Source organism: Aminobacter aminovorans (assembly GCF_900445235.1).
Lineage (GTDB): Bacteria > Pseudomonadota > Alphaproteobacteria > Rhizobiales > Rhizobiaceae > Aminobacter > Aminobacter aminovorans.
This window is the reverse complement of sequence record NZ_UFSM01000002.1, coordinates 130,134-147,895: the sequence shown is the minus strand read 5'-3', so window position 1 is coordinate 147,895 and position 17,762 is coordinate 130,134. Positions and strand designations below refer to the sequence as shown.

At 59.6% G+C, this 17,762-nt stretch carries 16 protein-coding genes; 5 read left to right on the top strand and 11 right to left on the bottom strand.

Annotation, left to right across the window (positions count from 1 at the left end; translation table 11 throughout):
- The 10 genes from trbG to DY201_RS25185 form a co-directional block, all read right to left on the bottom strand.
- A complete protein-coding gene (trbG, locus tag DY201_RS25230; RefSeq protein WP_115734077.1) occupies positions 1–849 on the bottom strand; it encodes a P-type conjugative transfer protein TrbG in 849 nt (282 codons plus the stop codon).
- A 16-nt stretch (positions 850–865) separates the two neighbouring features.
- Positions 866–1,528 (bottom strand): conjugal transfer protein TrbF, encoded by a 663-nt coding sequence (locus DY201_RS25225; protein ID WP_115734076.1) that lies wholly within the window; start codon positions 1,526–1,528, stop codon positions 866–868.
- A gap of 17 nt (positions 1,529–1,545) precedes the next feature.
- Positions 1,546–2,736, bottom strand: coding sequence for a P-type conjugative transfer protein TrbL (trbL, locus tag DY201_RS25220; RefSeq protein ID WP_115734075.1), 1,191 nt, complete (start codon positions 2,734–2,736; stop codon positions 1,546–1,548).
- Complete coding sequence (gene trbK, locus DY201_RS25215) at positions 2,730–2,870, bottom strand: entry exclusion protein TrbK (protein WP_245432182.1); 141 nt, start codon at positions 2,868–2,870, stop codon at positions 2,730–2,732. Before trbK ends, trbL begins: the two co-directional genes overlap by 7 nt.
- Before the next feature lie 68 nt (positions 2,871–2,938).
- Positions 2,939–3,748 carry a P-type conjugative transfer protein TrbJ gene (gene trbJ, locus DY201_RS25210; protein ID WP_115734074.1) on the bottom strand — a complete coding sequence of 270 codons (810 nt, stop codon included), beginning with the start codon at positions 3,746–3,748 and terminating at the stop codon, positions 2,939–2,941.
- The gene (locus DY201_RS25205; protein WP_115734073.1) at positions 3,720–6,194 is read right to left on the bottom strand and encodes a conjugal transfer protein TrbE; all 2,475 of its coding nucleotides are present in this window, start codon (positions 6,192–6,194) and stop codon (positions 3,720–3,722) included. The genes trbJ and DY201_RS25205 overlap by 29 nt, the downstream gene beginning before the upstream one ends.
- Positions 6,195–6,206: 12 nt before the next feature.
- On the bottom strand, positions 6,207–6,506 hold the full coding sequence (locus DY201_RS25200; RefSeq protein WP_115734072.1) for a conjugal transfer protein TrbD: 300 nt from the start codon (positions 6,504–6,506) through the stop codon (positions 6,207–6,209).
- Positions 6,499–6,876, bottom strand: coding sequence for a TrbC/VirB2 family protein (locus DY201_RS25195; protein WP_245432167.1), 378 nt, complete (start codon positions 6,874–6,876; stop codon positions 6,499–6,501). Before DY201_RS25195 ends, DY201_RS25200 begins: the two co-directional genes overlap by 8 nt.
- Positions 6,866–7,837, bottom strand: a complete 972-nt coding sequence (gene trbB / locus DY201_RS25190; RefSeq protein ID WP_115734071.1) for a P-type conjugative transfer ATPase TrbB — start codon at positions 7,835–7,837, stop codon at positions 6,866–6,868. The genes DY201_RS25195 and trbB overlap by 11 nt, the downstream gene beginning before the upstream one ends.
- Before the next feature lie 761 nt (positions 7,838–8,598).
- Entirely contained in the window at positions 8,599–9,390 is a 792-nt protein-coding gene (locus DY201_RS25185) for a phytanoyl-CoA dioxygenase family protein (protein WP_115734070.1), read from the bottom strand.
- A 2,503-nt stretch (positions 9,391–11,893) separates the two neighbouring features.
- On the opposite strand from DY201_RS25185, the gene repA reads away from it, so the two are divergent.
- The 5 genes from repA (at position 11,894) to DY201_RS25160 (ending at position 16,379) form a co-directional block, all read left to right on the top strand.
- A complete protein-coding gene (gene repA / locus DY201_RS25180) occupies positions 11,894–13,084 on the top strand; it encodes a plasmid partitioning protein RepA (RefSeq protein ID WP_115734069.1) in 1,191 nt (396 codons plus the stop codon).
- Positions 13,084–14,112 carry a plasmid partitioning protein RepB gene (gene repB / locus DY201_RS25175; RefSeq protein ID WP_115734068.1) on the top strand — a complete coding sequence of 343 codons (1,029 nt, stop codon included), beginning with the start codon at positions 13,084–13,086 and terminating at the stop codon, positions 14,110–14,112. Before repA ends, repB begins: the two co-directional genes overlap by 1 nt.
- Before the next feature lie 156 nt (positions 14,113–14,268).
- Complete coding sequence (gene repC, locus DY201_RS25170; protein WP_115734067.1) at positions 14,269–15,477, top strand: plasmid replication protein RepC; 1,209 nt, start codon at positions 14,269–14,271, stop codon at positions 15,475–15,477.
- 222 nt (positions 15,478–15,699) lie between these two features.
- Positions 15,700–15,942 carry a type II toxin-antitoxin system Phd/YefM family antitoxin gene (locus tag DY201_RS25165; RefSeq protein WP_115734066.1) on the top strand — a complete coding sequence of 81 codons (243 nt, stop codon included), beginning with the start codon at positions 15,700–15,702 and terminating at the stop codon, positions 15,940–15,942.
- Positions 15,942–16,379 (top strand): type II toxin-antitoxin system VapC family toxin, encoded by a 438-nt coding sequence (locus tag DY201_RS25160; RefSeq protein WP_115734065.1) that lies wholly within the window; start codon positions 15,942–15,944, stop codon positions 16,377–16,379. Before DY201_RS25165 ends, DY201_RS25160 begins: the two co-directional genes overlap by 1 nt.
- Before the next feature lie 20 nt (positions 16,380–16,399).
- Here DY201_RS25160 and DY201_RS25155 read toward each other — a convergent pair whose 3' ends face one another.
- Positions 16,400–17,653: a site-specific integrase gene (locus tag DY201_RS25155; RefSeq protein WP_115734064.1), complete on the bottom strand. Its 1,254-nt coding sequence runs from the start codon at positions 17,651–17,653 to the stop codon at positions 16,400–16,402.
- Positions 17,654–17,762: the final 109 nt, after the last annotated feature.

The following is a 17,762-nucleotide window of genomic DNA, read 5'->3' as shown; positions in this document are numbered from 1 at the left end:
TCAGCCCCCTCGCCTGATGGTGATCTTTTCCTGTTTCCAGCCGACGCCTGAGACAAGGACAGCGCGGTCAATATGATAGTCCACCACCATCATGTCGCCCTTCATCCGATAATTGACGACCCGGTTCTCTCCCCCGGAAACAACGAACAGCACCGGCGCATCCTGTCCGGAGACCGATCTCGGAAACTGGATGTAGGTCTTGGTTCCGTCGGAATAGACCCGCGTTGGGCGCCAACGCGCATTGCCGGAGACGGAATAGCGAAAATTCAATTGCTCAGCGGGAACGCCGGCGCCTGGAACTATGCTTGCCTCGAGTCGAGCGTTCATGTCGGCCAGTATTGCGCTCACATCTTCCGGATACTCAAAACCGACACGCGCCATATACTGGTTTTGATGCGACTTGAGCTGGATGTGGTAGGTTCGCCGTGATGTGGTGACCACCATCGACGTAACAAGATCCGGCTCCGACGGCTTGACGATCAGATGGATCGCCTGCCCGCCGATGGCGCCGGAAGTCGCTGGCTCAACCTTCCAGCGCACCGTATCGCCGACGAGGACGTCGCGCACCGCCTCGCCTGCTTGGAGTTCGATGTCGCATACCTGCAAGGGCGAACAGACGACCGACGGCTGGATCTCGCCATAGAGGAAGATCACTTTGCCGTCGGCACCCTTGGTGACGAGGCCTTTCTTTCCGCGCCATTGTCCGGAAATTGCTGTCCCCTTCTGCTCGTTGGCACTCATGCCCTCGGCATGGGATTTCTGTGAAAAGGTTGGAGCAGCGGCGATTGCCGCAACAAGCGTGGCCGCGATTGGGAGAGTTGCACCGACGTTTCTGATAGCAATGATCATGGGTGGGCTATGCCTTTCATAGCTGCGCGGTCCAGTCGAAGTCGCGAAGGTAGAGACCGATAGGATTGAGCCGGATGACGCCCTCGTCCTGCGGCGCGGTCAGCGTCACTGTGGCAATGCCGCGGAAGCGGCGCACCGCCGTCTCCTTGCCCTTGCGGTCGCGTTCGAATTCAGTCCAGTCGATCTGGAACGTTTGCGGTGAGAGCGCCACGATGTTGTTGACCTCGATGGCGACCGTGGCGGTCTTGGCCTTGTCGAAAGGTGAGCTCGAGCGGAACCACGCATTGACCTTCTCGGTCGCCGGGTCTGACGTCCTCAACAGCGCGTAGGTGCGGTCAATGTACTGCTTTTGCACCACCGCATCAGGGGTCACACTTCGGAAATTGGAGACGAAACCGCCGAGCGTTGCGCGCACCACGCGCGTGTCGGCATATTCGATCTGCTGCGGGAAACCCGCATGTGCCGATGTGCCAAGCTTGTCGACTTCCACGATGTAGGGGACGAGCTTGACTTGCGTACTCTGGAACAGCGCATAAGAGAAGCCGATCACTGCCATGACCATTCCGGCGATGCCGACGATGCGCCAGGCTGCAGCAGCCCTTATGTAGGAGCCGTAGCGCTCGTTCCATTCCTGGCGAGCGGCGAGATAAGGGTTTTCGGGCGGTGCGCGCTCGGCCATGATGGGTCCCCTCCTGGCTATCTGCTCTCATCGACAGGCTGCGGTGCAGGCACAACCCTGTCGGGCGGCCGGCTCTGGTCGAGCTTGGCGTTGGCGAGCCCAAGCAGCGATCCCGCATGGGCTCCAGGGGTAGCTATCGCCTTGTCCCTGGCCGCCGATCCGGCTGCCCATCCGGCGCTGGCAATGCCAGAGGCCACACCTCGGATGGCTGCCGTCGCCATGGAGGAGCCGCCGCCCCGGGCGACACTTGCCGCCGAAGCTCCGCTTGCTGCAGCACTTGCACCAAGGAAAGCGCCACCCGCAGCGAAGGTCGCTGCTTGCCCGCCGTGACGTATCGCCTCCATGCCACCGGTGACAGAGGCCCCTTGCACCACACCCTGGAGGATGGCTGGCACATACATTGCGATGATGAACACGACGACGGCTATGCCGGCGATGGCCAGCGTGGTGACAAATTGTTCTGACTTTGCCGTCGGAGCTTCTGCCAGGCCAATCAGAACTTCCGAACCGATCCGGGCGATCATCACCAGCGCCATGAGCTTCATCCCGACCGAGAAAGCATAGATGAGGTAGCGAACGGCAAAATCCTTGGTGGATGACGAGCCGCCGAGGCCAAGCATGATCATGCCGGCGAGAAGGCCGACATACATCTCGACCAGGACCGCGACGAAGATGGCGGCGACCAGGCTGAAGCAAACAACGACCACGACCATGGCAAAGACGGCGGCTATCGCCAGTGCGTTGTCTTCAAACAGGCCGAACTTTGCCTGCTGTGACATCTTAGAGGCGACACGGATGCCGGCATCGAAGATGTTGGCAGGTGAGGCTGATCCGCCGCTGGCGCCGATCTGGAACAGGCTGTCGACGACCGCCTTGGCAAAACTTGGCCCCTGATCGAGGATGAAGGCGAAGAGCCCGATGAACATGATCCGGCGGACGAGTTCCGCAAACCAGCTATCGAGCGAGGCGGTGTTTATCGCCAGCCAGACAGCCGCAATCGCGACCTCGATCCCGGCGAGGATCCAGAAGAGCGAACGCGCGGCATTCATCACTGTTGTCTGCCAGCCCCGCGCGGCGGTCACGACCTGGTTCTCCAGTGTGGTCAGCACCGAGCCCTGCTGCGCCAGCACAGGCGTGCTGGCGAGAAGGATTGCTGCGATCACCGTCAAGGCGAAATGACCCTTGTTGAGCTGTCCGACAGTTACCATCGCGGTCGCATCTCCTGGCCGCCGCGCACATTCCGATCGGGACCTGCGCCGAAGAAGTTTTCCGCCCGCTCACGCCGCGCGTTCTCCAGTGATGCTGCTGGCGCCTCCTTTGCCGGTATGGGTTGATGCAGCATCCAAATGGCGCTCCCGGCGCAGACGCTTATTGCGATCCCGATAGCCATTCCAACGACCACGGTAGAGTTCACCAGCGCGGCTCCATCATCTGGCCGCCCCGCACATTGGGGAGCGTCGAATTGAAGAAGTTTTCGCGGCGTGCTTGCGCGAGATCCTTGTCCGCTTGTCTGGACTGGAACCACGTTCCCATCATCATCGTCTGTTGTGAGACCAGCCCGCGCAGCTTCTGGAATTGTGCTACCTGCTGGGCCGCTATCTGGTGGCCGACCTGCAGCGCTTTCATCTGGCCGTCGGCACTCTCCGACATGGAGCGCAGGGAGCTCATGGTCGTCTCCTCCGAGGTGAATTGGTCAGCCGTCAGCCCTGCCGCCTTGAGCGTGCCGGCAATGGTGTCGCGGTTCGTCGTCGACCAAGTCTGGTAGCTGCCGGAAAAGGTCTCACCATCGGCGAGGCCTGTCTTGAATTCCGCAAAGCTCTGAAAGCGCTGCCTGAGCACGTCATCGGCGTTGCCCATCGAAAACGCGATGCCCTGCCCCTGTCCGACGACGGCCTGCAGCCTCTTGAGGTCGCCTTCGACCTGTCCCCATATGTGTTTCGGCAGCCGGGCGGTGTTCTGCAGCATGTTATTGTAGATGTTGAGCTGGTTCTGGATCTGCTCGGCCAGCTGCGTGATCTGCTTGATCTGGTTATTGACCTGCTCGGCCGATTTGCCGACAAGCGCAATCAACTCGGCATTGTTGAGAAGCTGTGTCCATTCGGTCGCCTGGCCCGTTACGCCGCCGGCATGGCCGGTTCCCGGCGCGGTTGCGGATACAACGAAAATGACTGCGGCGCCGGCAGTTCGCAGCCTATGTCGATGGAACGAGCGATGCGGCATGGCCAACTCCTCTCAATTCGAGCCAATGGATCGGCCAGTCCGGGCCATTTTCGCGCTTCAGCGCGAGAATGCGTTTGAGATCGTCCTTGCCGGAGGCACCCACGAAGGACAGGGCGACTGGTCCGAGCGACATATCGAACAGCCGCCGGCCTTCGGGCGAAGCAACATAGTATTCACGCTTGGGGACAGCAGTGGCGATGATTTCGATCTGACGCTCGTTGAAGCCGATATGCTGGTAGAACTCACGGGTGCCTGCCTCACGCGCCGCTCCATTTGGCAAGCAGATCTTAGTCGGGCAGGATTCTTTGAGCACATCGATGATCCCCGAACGCTCGGCATCGGAAATCGACTGAGTGGCGAGCACGACGGCGCAATTGGCCTTGCGCAGCACCTTCAGCCATTCCCTGATCTTGTCGCGAAATGTGGGATGCCCCAGCATCAACCATGCCTCGTCGAGGACGATCAGACTCGGAGCACCAGTCAAGCGCTTCTCGATCCTGCGGAAGAGATAGGTCAGGACGGGCACGAGATTGCGCTCGCCCATATTCATCAGTTGCTCGATCTCGAAGGTCTGCAGAGAGCCGAGCGACAGGCCATCGCTTTCGGCGTCGAGCAACTGTCCCATCGGGCCGTCGACGGTGTAGTGGTGGAGAGCCTGTTTGATCTCCCGCATCTGAACGCCGGAGACGAAGTCCGAGAGCGAGCGCCCGCGGGCCTCAGCCAAAAGCGCGACTTGCCTGGATATGGCGTTGCGGTGATCGGGTGTGATCGAAACACCTTGCAGTGCGACGAGCGTCTCGATCCATTCCGACGCGAAGGCCCTGTCGGCATCCGTGGCGAGATCCCAAAGTGGGCAGAAGGCGAGAGCCGGACCGGAGTTCTCCCCCTCCCCCGCAGCAACGTCGCTGTCTCCGACCTCGTAGTGATCGCCGCCAGCGGCCAGTGTGAGAGGCAGCATCGATCGGCCCTTGTCGAAGGCGAAGATCTGGGCCTCGGGGTAGCGCCGGAACTGGGCTACGATCAGCCCAAGCAGCGTCGACTTTCCCGACCCAGTGGGACCGAAGATCAGTGTGTGGCCGACATCGTCGACGTGCAGATTCAGCCGGAACGGTGTTGAGCCCGACGCTACCTGGATGAGCGGCGGAGAGGCCGGCGGATAAAATGGGCAAGGGGCAACCGGGCTACCGGACCAGACTGAATTCAGCGGAATGAGGTCGGCAAGGTTACGAGTGTTGATGAGCGGTTCGCGGATGTTGGCGTACCAGTTGCCAGGCAATGAACCCAGGAACGCCTCGGTCGCATTCAGCGTTTCGATCCTCGCTCCGAAGCCCTCAGCCTGGATCAGGCGACGCACCGCCTCACAGTTCTCGCGAAGGCGAGTGCTGCTTTCGTCAAACAAGACGATCACCGGCGTGTAGTAGCCATAAGCGACAAGTAGCGAGGAAGCTTGTGCGATTGCATCCTCCGTCTCTGCCACCATCGTCATGGCGTCCTGGTCGATCGAGCGCGACTGCGTCTGGAACAGCTGGTCGAAGAACGGTCGGACCTTCTGCTGCCATTTCTTGCGGGTGCGCTCGAGCTTCTGACGGGCTTCGTATGCGTCAAGGAACATGAAGCGCGAAGACCATCGATAAGCCAGCGGCATCAGGTCGAGGGAGTTGAGGATGCCGGGCCAGCTTTCGGCCGGAAGGCCGTCGATCGCGACGACGCCAAGAAAGCGGTTTTCGACAACGGGCGTCAGACCATGTTGCAGCTCTGCCGTAACCAGCCAGTCTAGATACATCGGGATGTCAGGCAGTCGTACAGGATGGTTCTCACCTGTGATGCAGAAGCGAATGAACTGGAACAGTTCGTCGTAGCGCGCGATCTGAAACCCGCTGCGTTCTTCGACCGACCGCGTTACCATACGCCTGATCGACAAGACGCCTGCGAGATACTGCTCGACCTCCCGGATCGCCGTCTCAAACGCCTCCAGCACAGTGTCGGCATAGTTTACCGCCCGGCTCCCCTCGTCCGAATAGAAATAGCGGGTTAGCCCCGATCGCTGCTGTATCGGCGCCTGATAGGTCAGGATCAGCGCATGGCGGCTCTCATAGTGACCCTTGTCGCGCTCGAAATGTGCGCGTCGCTCGTCGTCGATGGCGCGCGTGACGGGATCTGGAAAATGGCATTCGGCAGATACCGGATATGCGACGGTTGGCACCCTCACCGCCTCGACTTGTATCATCCAGCCCGAACCGAGGCGCGAAAGGACCGTGTTGATATGGCGAGAAATCTCGCTGCGCTCGGAATCTGTAGAGCTCTCGGAATCCGGCCCTGCGAAGTACCAGCCGGCCATCAAGCTTCCATCCTTCAGCAGGATGACGCCGTTGGCGACCAGCCCCGCATAGGGGACGAGATCGGCAAAGGAGGGACCGGAATTATGAAAGGAACGCAGCAAAGCCATGGTCTTCGGCCTTCAGTAACGTCGCCAAGGCGTCGAAGTAGGTCGGTAGTATGGGCGATAGGCGATGTGCCTGACGTAGACCCGCCGCATCATTGGATCGGACTTGGCCATCATGCGAAGTATAGCAACCACCACGATCCAGACCGCGATCCCAATCAGCGCGGAATAGAGTGTCAGGACCACGAAGATCAGGATGACGGCCGCGAGCCCGGTGACGAGCACCAGTTCGCGGTCCGCGCCCATCAGCAGGTTTGGACGCGAAAGAGCTCGATGGATGCGGTTGCGTTGGAGGTTGGCGCCAACATCAGCCATGGGTTCGCAGCCCCGTCTCGTAAGACGCAGCAGAGGTGCCGGCATCTGCGATTGAAGCGCCAGTTGCACCGAACAGCGCTACAATCTGAGTGGCGCCGAGCAAAATGCCGGCAACCAGCACCACATACATCAGCCTGCGCGCGAAATCGTTCAGCTCGCCGCCGAAGATCAGCATCCCCCCAGCCACGGCAACAGCTGCCAGCGCAATGAAGCCGGCAACAGGCCCGGTGATTGATTGCTGGATCCTTTGCAACGGGGCTTCCCAAGGCAGACCACCTCCGGAACTGGCAAACGCCGGATCGGCCAGGAAGAATGAAAGCCACAGCGTGAAAGCACCGATGATGAAAGCCGCTTGGCGGTTATGCGACATGGGGGCGGTCCTCGACATGAGCGTAAATCTCTGTTTGGTACTGAGTGCCGGCGAAACGCTCGACATGTATGACATCGCGTACCCGTCGGCCTCTCGGCGTTCGCTCGATCGACACAACGAGATCGACGGCTTCTCCAATCACCTCACGCATCGGCTGCTGGCTAACCTCCGAGGTCAACTGTTCCAGGCGTCGTAACGCTGACATCGCCGTATTGGAGTGGATCGTTGTCACGCCACCGGGATGGCCGGTGTTCCAGGCCTTTAGCAATGTAAGGGCCGCACCATCACGGACCTCGCCGACGATGATGCGATCTGGTCGCAGCCGCATCGTGCTCTTGAGCAGACGGGCCATATCGGTTGTGTCGCTGGTATGCAGTGCTACCGCATTCTCTGCGGCACATTGGATCTCCGCCGTGTCCTCGAGAATGAGCAACCTATCCTGCGGCGACGTTTCGACGATCTCGGCGATGACCGCATTCGCCAGTGTCGTTTTGCCGGAGCCCGTCCCACCGGAGATGACAATGTTCAGCCGTGAAGTGATCGCATTGCGGATCACCGCTGCCTGCAGCTCGGTCATGATGTTCAAGGATACGTAGTCGATAAGCGGGATCAGCTTCGAAGCGCGCCGCCGTATAGTGAATGTCGGAGCCGACACAACCGGAGGTAGCAATCCCTCGAAGCGGTGCCCGCCAATCGGCAACTCGCCAGAGATGATTGGATGGTTCTCGTCGGCGTCGGAGCGAAGCGCGTGCGCGACACCACCGATCACGGTCTCGGCAGTGGCAGCGTTCATCCGGCCGGCTGACGAAATGCCGTGTCCAAGCCGTTCGATGAAGAGCTGCCCGTCGGGGTTCAGCATGATCTCGACGACCGATGCTTCATCGAGCGCTGAGCAAAGGATTGGGCCAAGTGCATCCCGCAGCTTGCGTATGAGGCGAGGATGGGAGCGAGGTTGCAACATATCGGATGCCTCATGCCGCCCGGCCACTGGTGGGCCCAAGTTCGACGAGGTTGGCTTTTGAGCAGAAAGCGCAACGTCCCCAGTCGCTCGCAGGCCCTTGAGTATGTCTCGCACGTGGCACCTCCCCTCTCAGTCCCTGCGTTGGGTCGGGGCGAAGTCATCACAGACTGCGTATTGGGGAGAGTGTAGAATTCTACAGTCCCAAGAGAGGGCAAGCCGGCTGCGCAAGTTATTGGCAGGCCCCTTTCGTTGACCGTCGGCTAATGAACCCTTGCTCGCCTTTTTACTTTAGTCGTCTCTAATTTTATGGAGAGAAAGCTGTGGGTGGGAGATGCGAGAATGGAATTCCAGGATGTCCGGAACAGCTGAGGACTGTTGGGGTTCTGATCAGCAAGCGGGGAAGCGAAATACGGGTCAATTAATTCGGTGGAAGTCCCGAAACTGCATTTTTCACGTCATGTCTTGATGAGGCGCTGGCAGCAGGGCACAATGGTGAGGCCAAAACATCTTCCGACGCACTGGTGCTCACCGCGTTAGCATGCGGCAAAAGAAGCGCGGGGCTTTACCCCAGCCCCTAACTCAGATGTGGTGTACTTCCCGTCGATAGAATTGATTACGCGAGTCTGATTTTCTCACATGATGTTTGCGACGGATACTCCCCTAAGAATCAGCGTCGGCGATTTTGTCGCAAAACTGGGAATTGCGCGACAAGCGCATTGAGACTCCGGGGGCGCGCGCAGCGGCCCCGAAGTCTCAGGCGATCAAGACGTCATCCCACATGCCTGACGGATAGCGACCTGAACCGGAGATGGCGGCAAGGCCGGGTCGAACTCGCCTTTCGGCAGGAGCGGCGGTTGCGCCATAAAGCGTGGCCGCTGCCCCCGGTGAGCCTGTGCGGCATGGACCAGAAATGGGTGGCATAGATAGACCGTGCCCGCCGCGCCCGTCGCTGGTTCCACCTCACAACCCTCTGTCGAAGCGTAGCCATAGGCCGAGAGCTGCCGGAGAGTTGCGCCCGCCTCGCCATAGGGCAGCAGCTCCTGCGCAATGACGGCATGCGAGCCTTTCCGTATCTTCGTCGGCGCGTCGTCCGGGCCAACATCCGAAAACAGGAACAGCAACAACAAAGCGCGTCCGCTACTCTTCACATTGGCCCGCCATTCCATGAAATCTGGATGGCCGGTGCCGAAGCTCACATCCACATGCCAGCCATCGTCCCCGGGCGCTTCTGGCGAGGGAAAGCGGATCGGAAAGGTTCCGAGGCCCTGGGGCGCAAGCCAGCGGCCTTCCCCGACGAGCTGATCGTAGGCTTTGTGAAGTTGCGGTGTGTTGGCGGCTCCGATGAAGGGGAGCGAGAACTTGAACCCCACCCGAACAACGGGTTGAACCCATTTCTCGGGCTCATCCGGCAACAGACCTATATCGGCCCACAATTCGTCCCTACCTTGTTTTGCAAGGTCGGCGCCGAAGGCATTTTCCAGTTTGACGAAACCATCGTCAATGAAGCTCTGGACCTGACCGGAAGTCAGGCCGACATGCTCGATTTTGGACATTACACATTCTCCGTGCGGCTACCGCGTCAAGCGGAGCCGTTTGATCCGAATGGCGCAAAAGCGCCGGAACGACTTTCAGTCGTTCAGATCAGGGGAAAGAACGTGGACATAAACATCATGCGGAAAGCATGATCCAAAGCGAGAACGCGAACAACCATCGGTCGCGAAACTCCCGACAGCCATGCCAAGCAAGGCATTCTGCGACTCGCTGAAAATGCCTCATGAAGATATTGTCAGCAAGAACTGCGCCTGCAAACACCCGTGCGAAAAACGGCTTCGGGTCGTCTGTCGGCACGGATTCCACATTTTGGTTAAGGGCTGGGGGCTTTACCCCCCCCCCCCTTTATACATGCGGCCAAGTGGTTCGCTTTCTCATCAGGTTCTGCGACTTGGCTGGCTTCGACCGCTATAAAGTGACTTGCCACCGCGACGCGCGAACATCAGCCCCCTCCTAGGGGTTCGCATGCCGAGGCCCAAAGTCTCTTGCGCGATATACCTTTGTGCATACTGGCACGACCGCCGTTTGTTCAGGGGCGACCTGGCGACCTTGCCGACGGGGGTCTAGGCGTTTGAATGGCGCCATCTCAAGCGGCCGCAGTGAGGCGCGCTCGCTCGTGCATCGCTCGGGCGCGGCTCGCGCTGGCTGGAACTTCCGAGAGTGCTTGGCGTTGTGATCAACCGGCCCATCAAGGGCATCAGGAGGAGCGACGATGAACAACATCATTTATCTGGTAGGCTTGGTCGTCATTGTCCTGGCGATCCTGTCGTTTTTCGGACTTCGTTAAGTCTCGATTTGGCGCCCTACCCTATGAGTAGTTTGTTCCAGGCTCCTCTTTTTCAGTGACTTGGCCTGCGTGCCGTCGTTTTCGCCGATTGCTAGCTTCAAGGAACTGAATTCGTTGCAACCGCCAGAGCCAAGAAGGCCAGCTTGTCGAGATTTGCCTTGCCACGTTCGGGCTGGCCGAGCTTCAAGAAAAGCTTGCCCCGGCATTCAGGCGCACCCTCATGGTCAGGAGGTGAATGCCTCGTCGATTAATCGGGTCTATATACCCTGGTCCCGCAACCCGGAACTTAGGACCTTCCCTAGTGCAGCAGTGAATGAGGATGCACTCGGCGATTTCTGGGTTGCATCCCGGTGCCACTGCTTCCGAAAACAGACTTTCGATAAAAGGCCCGGGTAGCCGCCATTGTGTTAGCGGATCGAGCAGTCGGTGTGTTCGACGACATCGACATCGACAGCCACAGTCAAGCGTGCACCTGAGCCGTGATCGGGTACGGACAGTGGTAGCCGCCCAAGGCGTGAGATCAAGCACCTTCCGGCGACTGAAGGCGCGACCGACACTCGGACAGCTTCGATGTGTAAGTGGCGCCAATTGCGAAGTGGGCGTCGAGGACGCCTTCGAATGCCCGGATTACCCCAGCAAGCGTCGTGCCGCGGTCAACTCCAATGGGTTGGTGTTGCGGTTCGACGCCATTCCCTCTGTCCTCCGCCAGCTGCATCCTAGAAGATGCTTAAGTCTACTAATTTAGTAGATTATGGATGGGTCCTGTTGTTGTGACATTAGAGCGCGCCATGACCGCAAGAGCCCATCGGTGAGACCTTTCCGCAGACGGTGCTTGGAACGGTAGTGGAACCGGACTTCGCTTATGTGTCGACGCTATTCCCTTGCCATAGCCAGGTCCATCGAAGTCGCCGGTGGAAGAGTAGATGCTTTACGTTTGTAGGACCGAGAGTTGTCCGCGGACAACTTTTCGCCAGTGGCCGCCGTCGTCCGAATGAACTTCTCTGACATCCATGACGTGACGCACTGTCGCTGGCATCGCAGAGTTGTCCGGGCGACTGCTCTAGCGCACGACGGCAGCGGCCATGTCAATGCCGGGTCGAAATAAAACGCCGCACCGCAGGGCCGTTACTCTCCCCTCCAAAGATACAGCACATTCTGGTCGACTTTGAAGGCCGCCCGCCTCCTGTCGGCTGAAGAATGCGACATTGTGGTGGGCTGCGCGGTTGCGTGGGCCGACGCATTGCGGATCTGCGATGAAAAGTTGTCCGCGGACAACTTTTCATCGCCGCAATCGACCGGGGCGATATAGAAGTGAATTCGGCGGCGCGAGCCCCAGTGCTATCGCATGCAATGTTGTTTGCGGTTGTTTGCGGCAACTCTTGAAACGAGGGGGCATTGATGGGCTTGACCGAGTCGCAAAGTATCGTGTCTGGCTGTCGGTTGCCTATGCGCTGCGGCCGTTATGTGACTGGCTGACGGGCCGAGTTGTCCGCGGACAACTTTTCAGAGGTGAGGGCTCCCCATCCGGCGACCACTGCGTCGAAGCGACGAAGGAGATATCAGGCTTGCAAAGGTTGTTTGCCGTCGCGCGATGAGCGCCGGCACGCCACTTGAGCGTTTATGGTTAAGCGTTTGTCAAATCTTCACGAATCGGGCCATACTCTGACTGCGCAGTTTGGTTTGTTTTTTCGCGAAATGCGCAGTTCAAGGTTCAGGGGATGTTGCACAGCAAGATAAGTCACGAGCAGGAGCATCTTCCGTCGATGTTGTCCGCGGATTCGCGGGAACTGTCACGGCAGTTGCAGCTGCACCAGCAGAAGATTTTCCCGCCAACTTCTCAGAAGACGATCAGGCAGTTCACGCCCGCAGAGGCTGCGCAGTACATTGGCATCGCTGAAGGCTATCTTCGGCAAGTTGCGTCCGAGGGCTATGGTCCCGAACCAATGGCCAATGGCCGGCGCATGTATACGCCCGATGACATGAACCGTATTCGTGTCACCCTCGACGAAAAGAATGGTTCGCAGAAATATGTGCCGGTGCGACGGTCTGGTGAGAAACTCCAGGTCGTAGCGGTCATGAACTTTAAGGGCGGTTCAGCAAAGACGACGACGTCGGCGCACCTTGCTCAATATCTCGCCATACGTGGCTATCGCGTTCTTGCCGTCGACCTCGACCCTCAGGCGTCACTTTCGGCGCTGTTTGGGCATCAGCCTGAACTGGATGTGGGCGAAGGCGAAACCCTTTATGGTGCGATCCGTTACGAGAACCCTCGGTCGATAGCGGACATTGTTCGGGCTACCTACACGCCCAATCTGCACATCGTTCCAGGCAACCTTGAGCTTATGGAGTTCGAGCACGAAACGCCGACGGCAATTGCCAAGGGAACGGCGGAGTCGATGTTTTTTGCCCGCATTGGCGAGGCTCTTGCACCCATAGAGAGCCTTTATGATGTCGTGGTGATCGATTGCCCGCCGCAGCTGGGTTTTCTGACCATGTCGGCCTTGTGTGCAGCCACCTCGGTCTTGATCACTGTGCATCCGCAAATGCTTGACGTCATGTCGATGAGCCAGTTTCTCTCCATGACCAGCGAACTCATGGATGTCGTCGAGAAGGCAGGGGGCCGCACAAGCTACGACTGGATGCGTTACCTCGTGACCCGCTTTGAGCCCAATGACGGGCCACAAAGCCAGATGACTGGCTTCATGCGCGCCATCTTCGGTACCCGCATGCTGCAGCATCCGATGCTCAAGTCGACCGCAATCTCCGATGCGGGTGTCACCAAGCAGACGCTGTATGAAGTCGACAGGGCCCAGTTTACACGTGGTACCTACGATCGGGCCATGGACTCGCTGAACCAGGTCAATTCCGAAATTGAGGCTCTCCTCAAAGGCACGTGGGGCCGGAAATAATGGCTCGAAAGAACCTTATCGAAGTGTCCGGCAGCAACGAACCCCTGAGGGCGGCTGAAACGTTGTCGGCCTCGCGGCCGATCGCGGGTCTGGTTTCTTCCGCGGCGCGATCTACGTCCCCGGTGGGCGGGATTGCAAAGACACTTGGCAATATCACGCAGAAGGTCGAACGCGCCCATGATCTTGAGCGCCAGATGGCCGAGGGGCAGACCGTCGTCGAGCTGGACACGTCGCTTCTCGACGCTTCGATTGTCCGCGACCGGATGGAGATGGACGCCATCGAACTCGCTCAGCTGGTAGAGCAGATCAGAGATCACGGCCAACAGGTGCCGATCCTTGTTCGCCCACACCCTGAAGCCAAGGGACGCTTTCAGGTGGCGTATGGCCATCGCAGGCTGGCCGCAGTTTCGCAGCTTGGGCTGAAAGTTCGTGCCGTTGTCCGGCAGCTTTCCGATGATGAGCTGGTCGTGAGCCAAGGCCAGGAAAACAATGCGCGAGCCAATCTGTCTTTCATCGAGCGGGCGCTGTTTGCGGCGCGCCTTGAGGACCGCTCTTTTTCGCGGGAGGTCATCATGTCCGCCCTCGGCGTAGACAAGAGTGCATTGTCCAAACTGATCGGCGTGGTGCGCGGAATCCCGCTTGATCTTATCGAAGCCATCGGGCCAGCGCCGGAAGTCGGACGCCGCCGCTGGATGGATCTCGCCGAAGCGATTGATCTATCTGCGATACCTTCTCTGTTGTCATTTCTCGCTCAGGCCGAAATCAGGAGTGCAGACAGCGATGCGCGCTTCCAGGCCGTGTTTCGGGAACTGACGAAGAAACCGGCAAAAGCTTCTAAAGCCGCTCAACCCGAACGTTGGGAAGCCGCGGACAGGTCCGTGAGCGCGACTGTGAAGGCGAGTGGCAGTGCGTATACGCTCGCGCTGAGGAACAAGGGTGCAGCCGGCTTTGGCGGTTGGATCGCAGGCAATCTCGAACGCCTCTACGAGGCGTACAGGGACTCTGAAAACGTGAAATCAGGAGACTGAACGCAAAAGAAAAAGGCCCCCAAAAACGTTGCCGTCGTGGAAGCCCTTCTCATAGCCTGAACAACTAGAGAATCGCATTTCCCCGAATCAGTGTCAAGAGTCACGGCACCTAACTGGTGAGCAGATTTCTTTTGCCTTTTGAAAGGCAGGGGAATTATGGATCCGCATATTTCGACGACGCCCTTTGGGCGGCGGTCGCTGTCGGTTGCCATGGTGGCAGGTCAGATGGCGGCGGACAGTTGTGCGCCTGGCGCCAGCTCCAACAAATGGCAGGTGTTTCGTGCCGTCTGCGAGGCCAAGCAATTGCTGGGCGCCAGCGATCGCGCGCTTGCCGTACTCAACGCGCTGCTGAGCTTCCATCCCGACACGGATCTCGTGGAAGGGGAGGGGCTGGTGGTGTTTCCCTCGAACGCCCAACTGGCGCTGAGGGCACACGGCATGGCGCCGGCGACGCTGAGGCGGCATCTCGCGGTGCTGGTCGACTGCGGCCTGGTGGTGCGTCGCGACAGCCCCAATGGCAAGCGCTACGCCCGCAAGGGCTTCGATGGCGCGATCGAGCAGGCCTTTGGTTTCGACCTGACGCCGCTTTTGGCCCGAGCCGCAGAGTTCGAGCGCATGGCCGAAGCTGTCAGGGCCGAACGACGGGCGTTGCTGCTCGTTCGCGAGCGCATCACCATCCTGCGTCGGGACATCGCCAAGATGATCGCCTTCGGCCTCGAGGAGGGCATTGCCGCCGATTGGCAGCGCTTGCATCTGAGCTATCGCGAGATCGTGGCCGCCATTCCCCGCACGGCAAGCCGGCTTGAGCTCGAACCGATTTCCGCGGAACTGGCGATGCTTGCCCAGGAGGTGCGCAAGGCGCTGGAAAGTCACGTAAAAACTGAAGAAACAAGCGCCAATGAGTCTCATTTCGAGCGCCACATACAGAATTCAAATACACACCCTCATGAACTTGAACCCGGCCTCGAAAAAGGCCACGGCGCAACCGCTGCGGTGAAACCGGAAACCAGGAGCCAGCCGCCAACGGGTTATCCGCTTGGCATGGTGCTGCGCGCCTGCCCGGATATTGCCGATTACGCACGAAACGGTATTTCGGGCTGGGCCGATCTGGTGGAAACGGCAAATCTGGTGCGCGGCGCCCTCGGCGTCAGTCCGGATGCGTGGAACCAGGCCTGCGAGGCCATGGGGGCGGTCGATGCCGCGATCATGGTGGCGGCGATGCTGCAGAAGGGCGAGGCCATTTCCAGCCCCGGCGGCTATCTGCGCAGCCTCACTGCCAAGGCACAGACCGGAGAATTCTCGATCGGGCCGGTGCTGATGGCGCTCCTGCGCGGAAGGGGAGGGGCACAGGCAAAGGCAGGGTGAGCGTTGCGCAGACGACGAGCAGTCGCAGCGCCGCTTCGAGCAACTGCGTCGTCATGCCGGAGATGGCCGTCATACAGAGACGGTCGTGGCATTGGTGCGGGGGAGGGGCGGTGCGCCGGATGGTCCTCAGACGAGGATCTTGGACGCGAACGGCCTTTGGTACTCTTGTTCTTGTGTGGTCCCGTGGCTATATGACTACAGTGGTCATGGTAGGATAAGCAGATGAGAGAGATTCAACTCAAGGACGCTAAGGCGACGCTTTCTGCAGTCATTGATCAGGCTGTCCGCGGCAATCCGGCAATCATCACTCGACACGGCAGGAAGGAAGCTGTTGTCCTTTCTTTCGATGAGTACGAGAAACTGTCGCACGTTCCAAGTTTCGGGCGCTTGCTAGCGTCGTTTCCGGGGGATGAGGAGGATATCCCTGCGCGGACCGGAAAAGCGAGCAGGTCTGTCGACCTCTGATGTTCCTGGTTGACACAAATGTGATTTCGGCGCTCGCCCCGTCGAAACGCGGCGGTGAGGGACGACTAATCGATTGGCTGGATCAGGCTAGTCCGCATTTGTTTCTGTCCGTGATATCGGCAGCTGAGGTGATGTCTGGAATTGCGAAGGTGGAGCGGGAAGGCGCAACGACCAAGTCGAAAACACTAAAAGAATGGTGGCAGAGCATCGAATACCTCTATGCGCAAAAACTATTGCCATTCGACTTGAGGTGCGCCCATGCTGCTGGCCAAATCCTGGATCATGCTCGGGCTCACCAACCGGGCTTTGAAGACATCGCGATTGCTGCCACTGCCCAAGTGCACGGCCTCACGGTTCTGACCAGGAATATGCGACATTTCGAGCCTTTGGGTGTTCGCTCGCTTGATCCCTTTTTAGCACTGCCGCCCTTGCCTTGATCTGGGGGAGGCCTTTTCGACTAAAGCCCGCTTGCCTTGGTGAGGTTGACGCGGAAGCGGTCGCGGCGGCGCTGGTATTTGCGGGTCATTTCGGCGCTGGCATGGCCAAGCTGCTTCTGCACGTAACGCTCCTCGACTTCGGCCGATGAGGCGAGGCCGGCGCGTAGCGAATGGCCGGCAAAAAGCCTGGTCCGTTCAGCCTCGGTCAGGTCGCCGCGCACGCCGGCGGCAAGTGCCGTGCGCTTGACCAGACGGGCGACTTCCTGGTCGTTCAGCCGCTCAGTGCCGACCTTTTTGCCCTGGCCGGTGATACGCCGGAACAAGGGGCCATGGCCAATGCGGGCAAGGCTCAGCCATGTCTCCAAAGCCACGACCGGGCAGGTAATGTCGGCTGAACCGCGGCCGATCTCGACCTCGCGCCAGCCGGTCTTGCCGCGCAAGGTGACCAGGATGCCCTTGCCGGGAAAGATTTCGATCCAGCCGCGGCCGTCTTCGGTCTGGTCGCGACCGCAGTCGAGCCCGACGATCTCCGAGCGGCGCAGCGCACCGGTGAAGCCGAGCAGCAACATGGCGCGATCGCGCAAGCCGCGCAAAGTGCCGCGTTCGAGCGTTTCCAGCATCGCCATCAGATCCTCGGGCAGGATTGCTTCCTTCTGTCGGGGAGGGCGGGCATGGGCGTTGCGGATGCCGGCCATGACGGTGGCGATGGCACGGTGCTTCCGGTCGAGTTTTTCTGCCCCGCGCTGGGCATAGTTCCAGGCGAGCGAGGAGAGCCGTCTTTCGATGGTCGAGACGGATTTCTTGTCGCCGCCGGCGCCGGAAGCGAGTGCGGTGATGTAGAGCCCGACGGTCTCGGGATCCGGCGGCATGGTTGCAAAACCCTGGCGCCGGGCCCAGTCGGAAAAATGCTTCCAGTCGGCACCATAGGCGCGGCGGGTGTTGGCGGAACTGGCCGCCTCGACATAACCGCGTGCCCGTTCAGCCAGATCGCCGAGCTGGCCCACAAGGCCGCCGGCGGGCATGACGTCGACAGATGGCAGGGTAGGGGAGGGGGCCTTGTCGTCCGAACCTACGGCGTCAGATTGCGGCGCATTCATCGGCTCCGCTTGCCAGCCCATGGCCATCACGACATCGACAATGTCGGGCAAGGCATCGATGGAAACGGCATCAGCGGGGCTTTTCCCGTCCAGAACAGCGTTTTCAGACGTGCTCTCTCGTCGAGGAGAGTGCAGTTTGGTATGGTTTTCCGGATTTTGCTCGACATTAGAGGCCATTTTCACATTAGGCCATCAAATGAGCGATAATGCAACATTATCGTTCATTGTTCAGGTACGACAGGCAGTGCGGTTTAAAGCGCAAGGTGTAGTCAAAAGCGCACCCGTG

Bases quoted from the DNA above. Each gene is read 5' to 3' on its own strand.
- trbG (WP_115734077.1), bottom strand. From the start codon at position 849: ATGATCATTGCTATCAGAAACGTCGGTGCAACTCTCCCAATCGCGGCC.
- DY201_RS25225 (WP_115734076.1), bottom strand. From the start codon at position 1,528: ATGGCCGAGCGCGCACCGCCCGAAAACCCTTATCTCGCCGCTCGCCAG.
- trbL (WP_115734075.1), bottom strand. From the start codon at position 2,736: ATGGTAACTGTCGGACAGCTCAACAAGGGTCATTTCGCCTTGACGGTG.
- trbK (WP_245432182.1), bottom strand. From the start codon at position 2,870: ATGCTGCATCAACCCATACCGGCAAAGGAGGCGCCAGCAGCATCACTG.
- trbJ (WP_115734074.1), bottom strand. From the start codon at position 3,748: ATGCCGCATCGCTCGTTCCATCGACATAGGCTGCGAACTGCCGGCGCC.
- DY201_RS25205 (WP_115734073.1), bottom strand. From the start codon at position 6,194: ATGGCTTTGCTGCGTTCCTTTCATAATTCCGGTCCCTCCTTTGCCGAT.
- DY201_RS25200 (WP_115734072.1), bottom strand. From the start codon at position 6,506: ATGGCTGATGTTGGCGCCAACCTCCAACGCAACCGCATCCATCGAGCT.
- DY201_RS25195 (WP_245432167.1), bottom strand. From the start codon at position 6,876: ATGTCGCATAACCGCCAAGCGGCTTTCATCATCGGTGCTTTCACGCTG.
- trbB (WP_115734071.1), bottom strand. From the start codon at position 7,837: ATGTTGCAACCTCGCTCCCATCCTCGCCTCATACGCAAGCTGCGGGAT.
- DY201_RS25185 (WP_115734070.1), bottom strand. From the start codon at position 9,390: ATGTCCAAAATCGAGCATGTCGGCCTGACTTCCGGTCAGGTCCAGAGC.
- repA (WP_115734069.1), top strand. From the start codon at position 11,894: ATGTTGCACAGCAAGATAAGTCACGAGCAGGAGCATCTTCCGTCGATG.
- repB (WP_115734068.1), top strand. From the start codon at position 13,084: ATGGCTCGAAAGAACCTTATCGAAGTGTCCGGCAGCAACGAACCCCTG.
- repC (WP_115734067.1), top strand. From the start codon at position 14,269: ATGGATCCGCATATTTCGACGACGCCCTTTGGGCGGCGGTCGCTGTCG.
- DY201_RS25165 (WP_115734066.1), top strand. From the start codon at position 15,700: ATGAGAGAGATTCAACTCAAGGACGCTAAGGCGACGCTTTCTGCAGTC.
- DY201_RS25160 (WP_115734065.1), top strand. From the start codon at position 15,942: ATGTTCCTGGTTGACACAAATGTGATTTCGGCGCTCGCCCCGTCGAAA.
- DY201_RS25155 (WP_115734064.1), bottom strand. From the start codon at position 17,653: ATGGCCTCTAATGTCGAGCAAAATCCGGAAAACCATACCAAACTGCAC.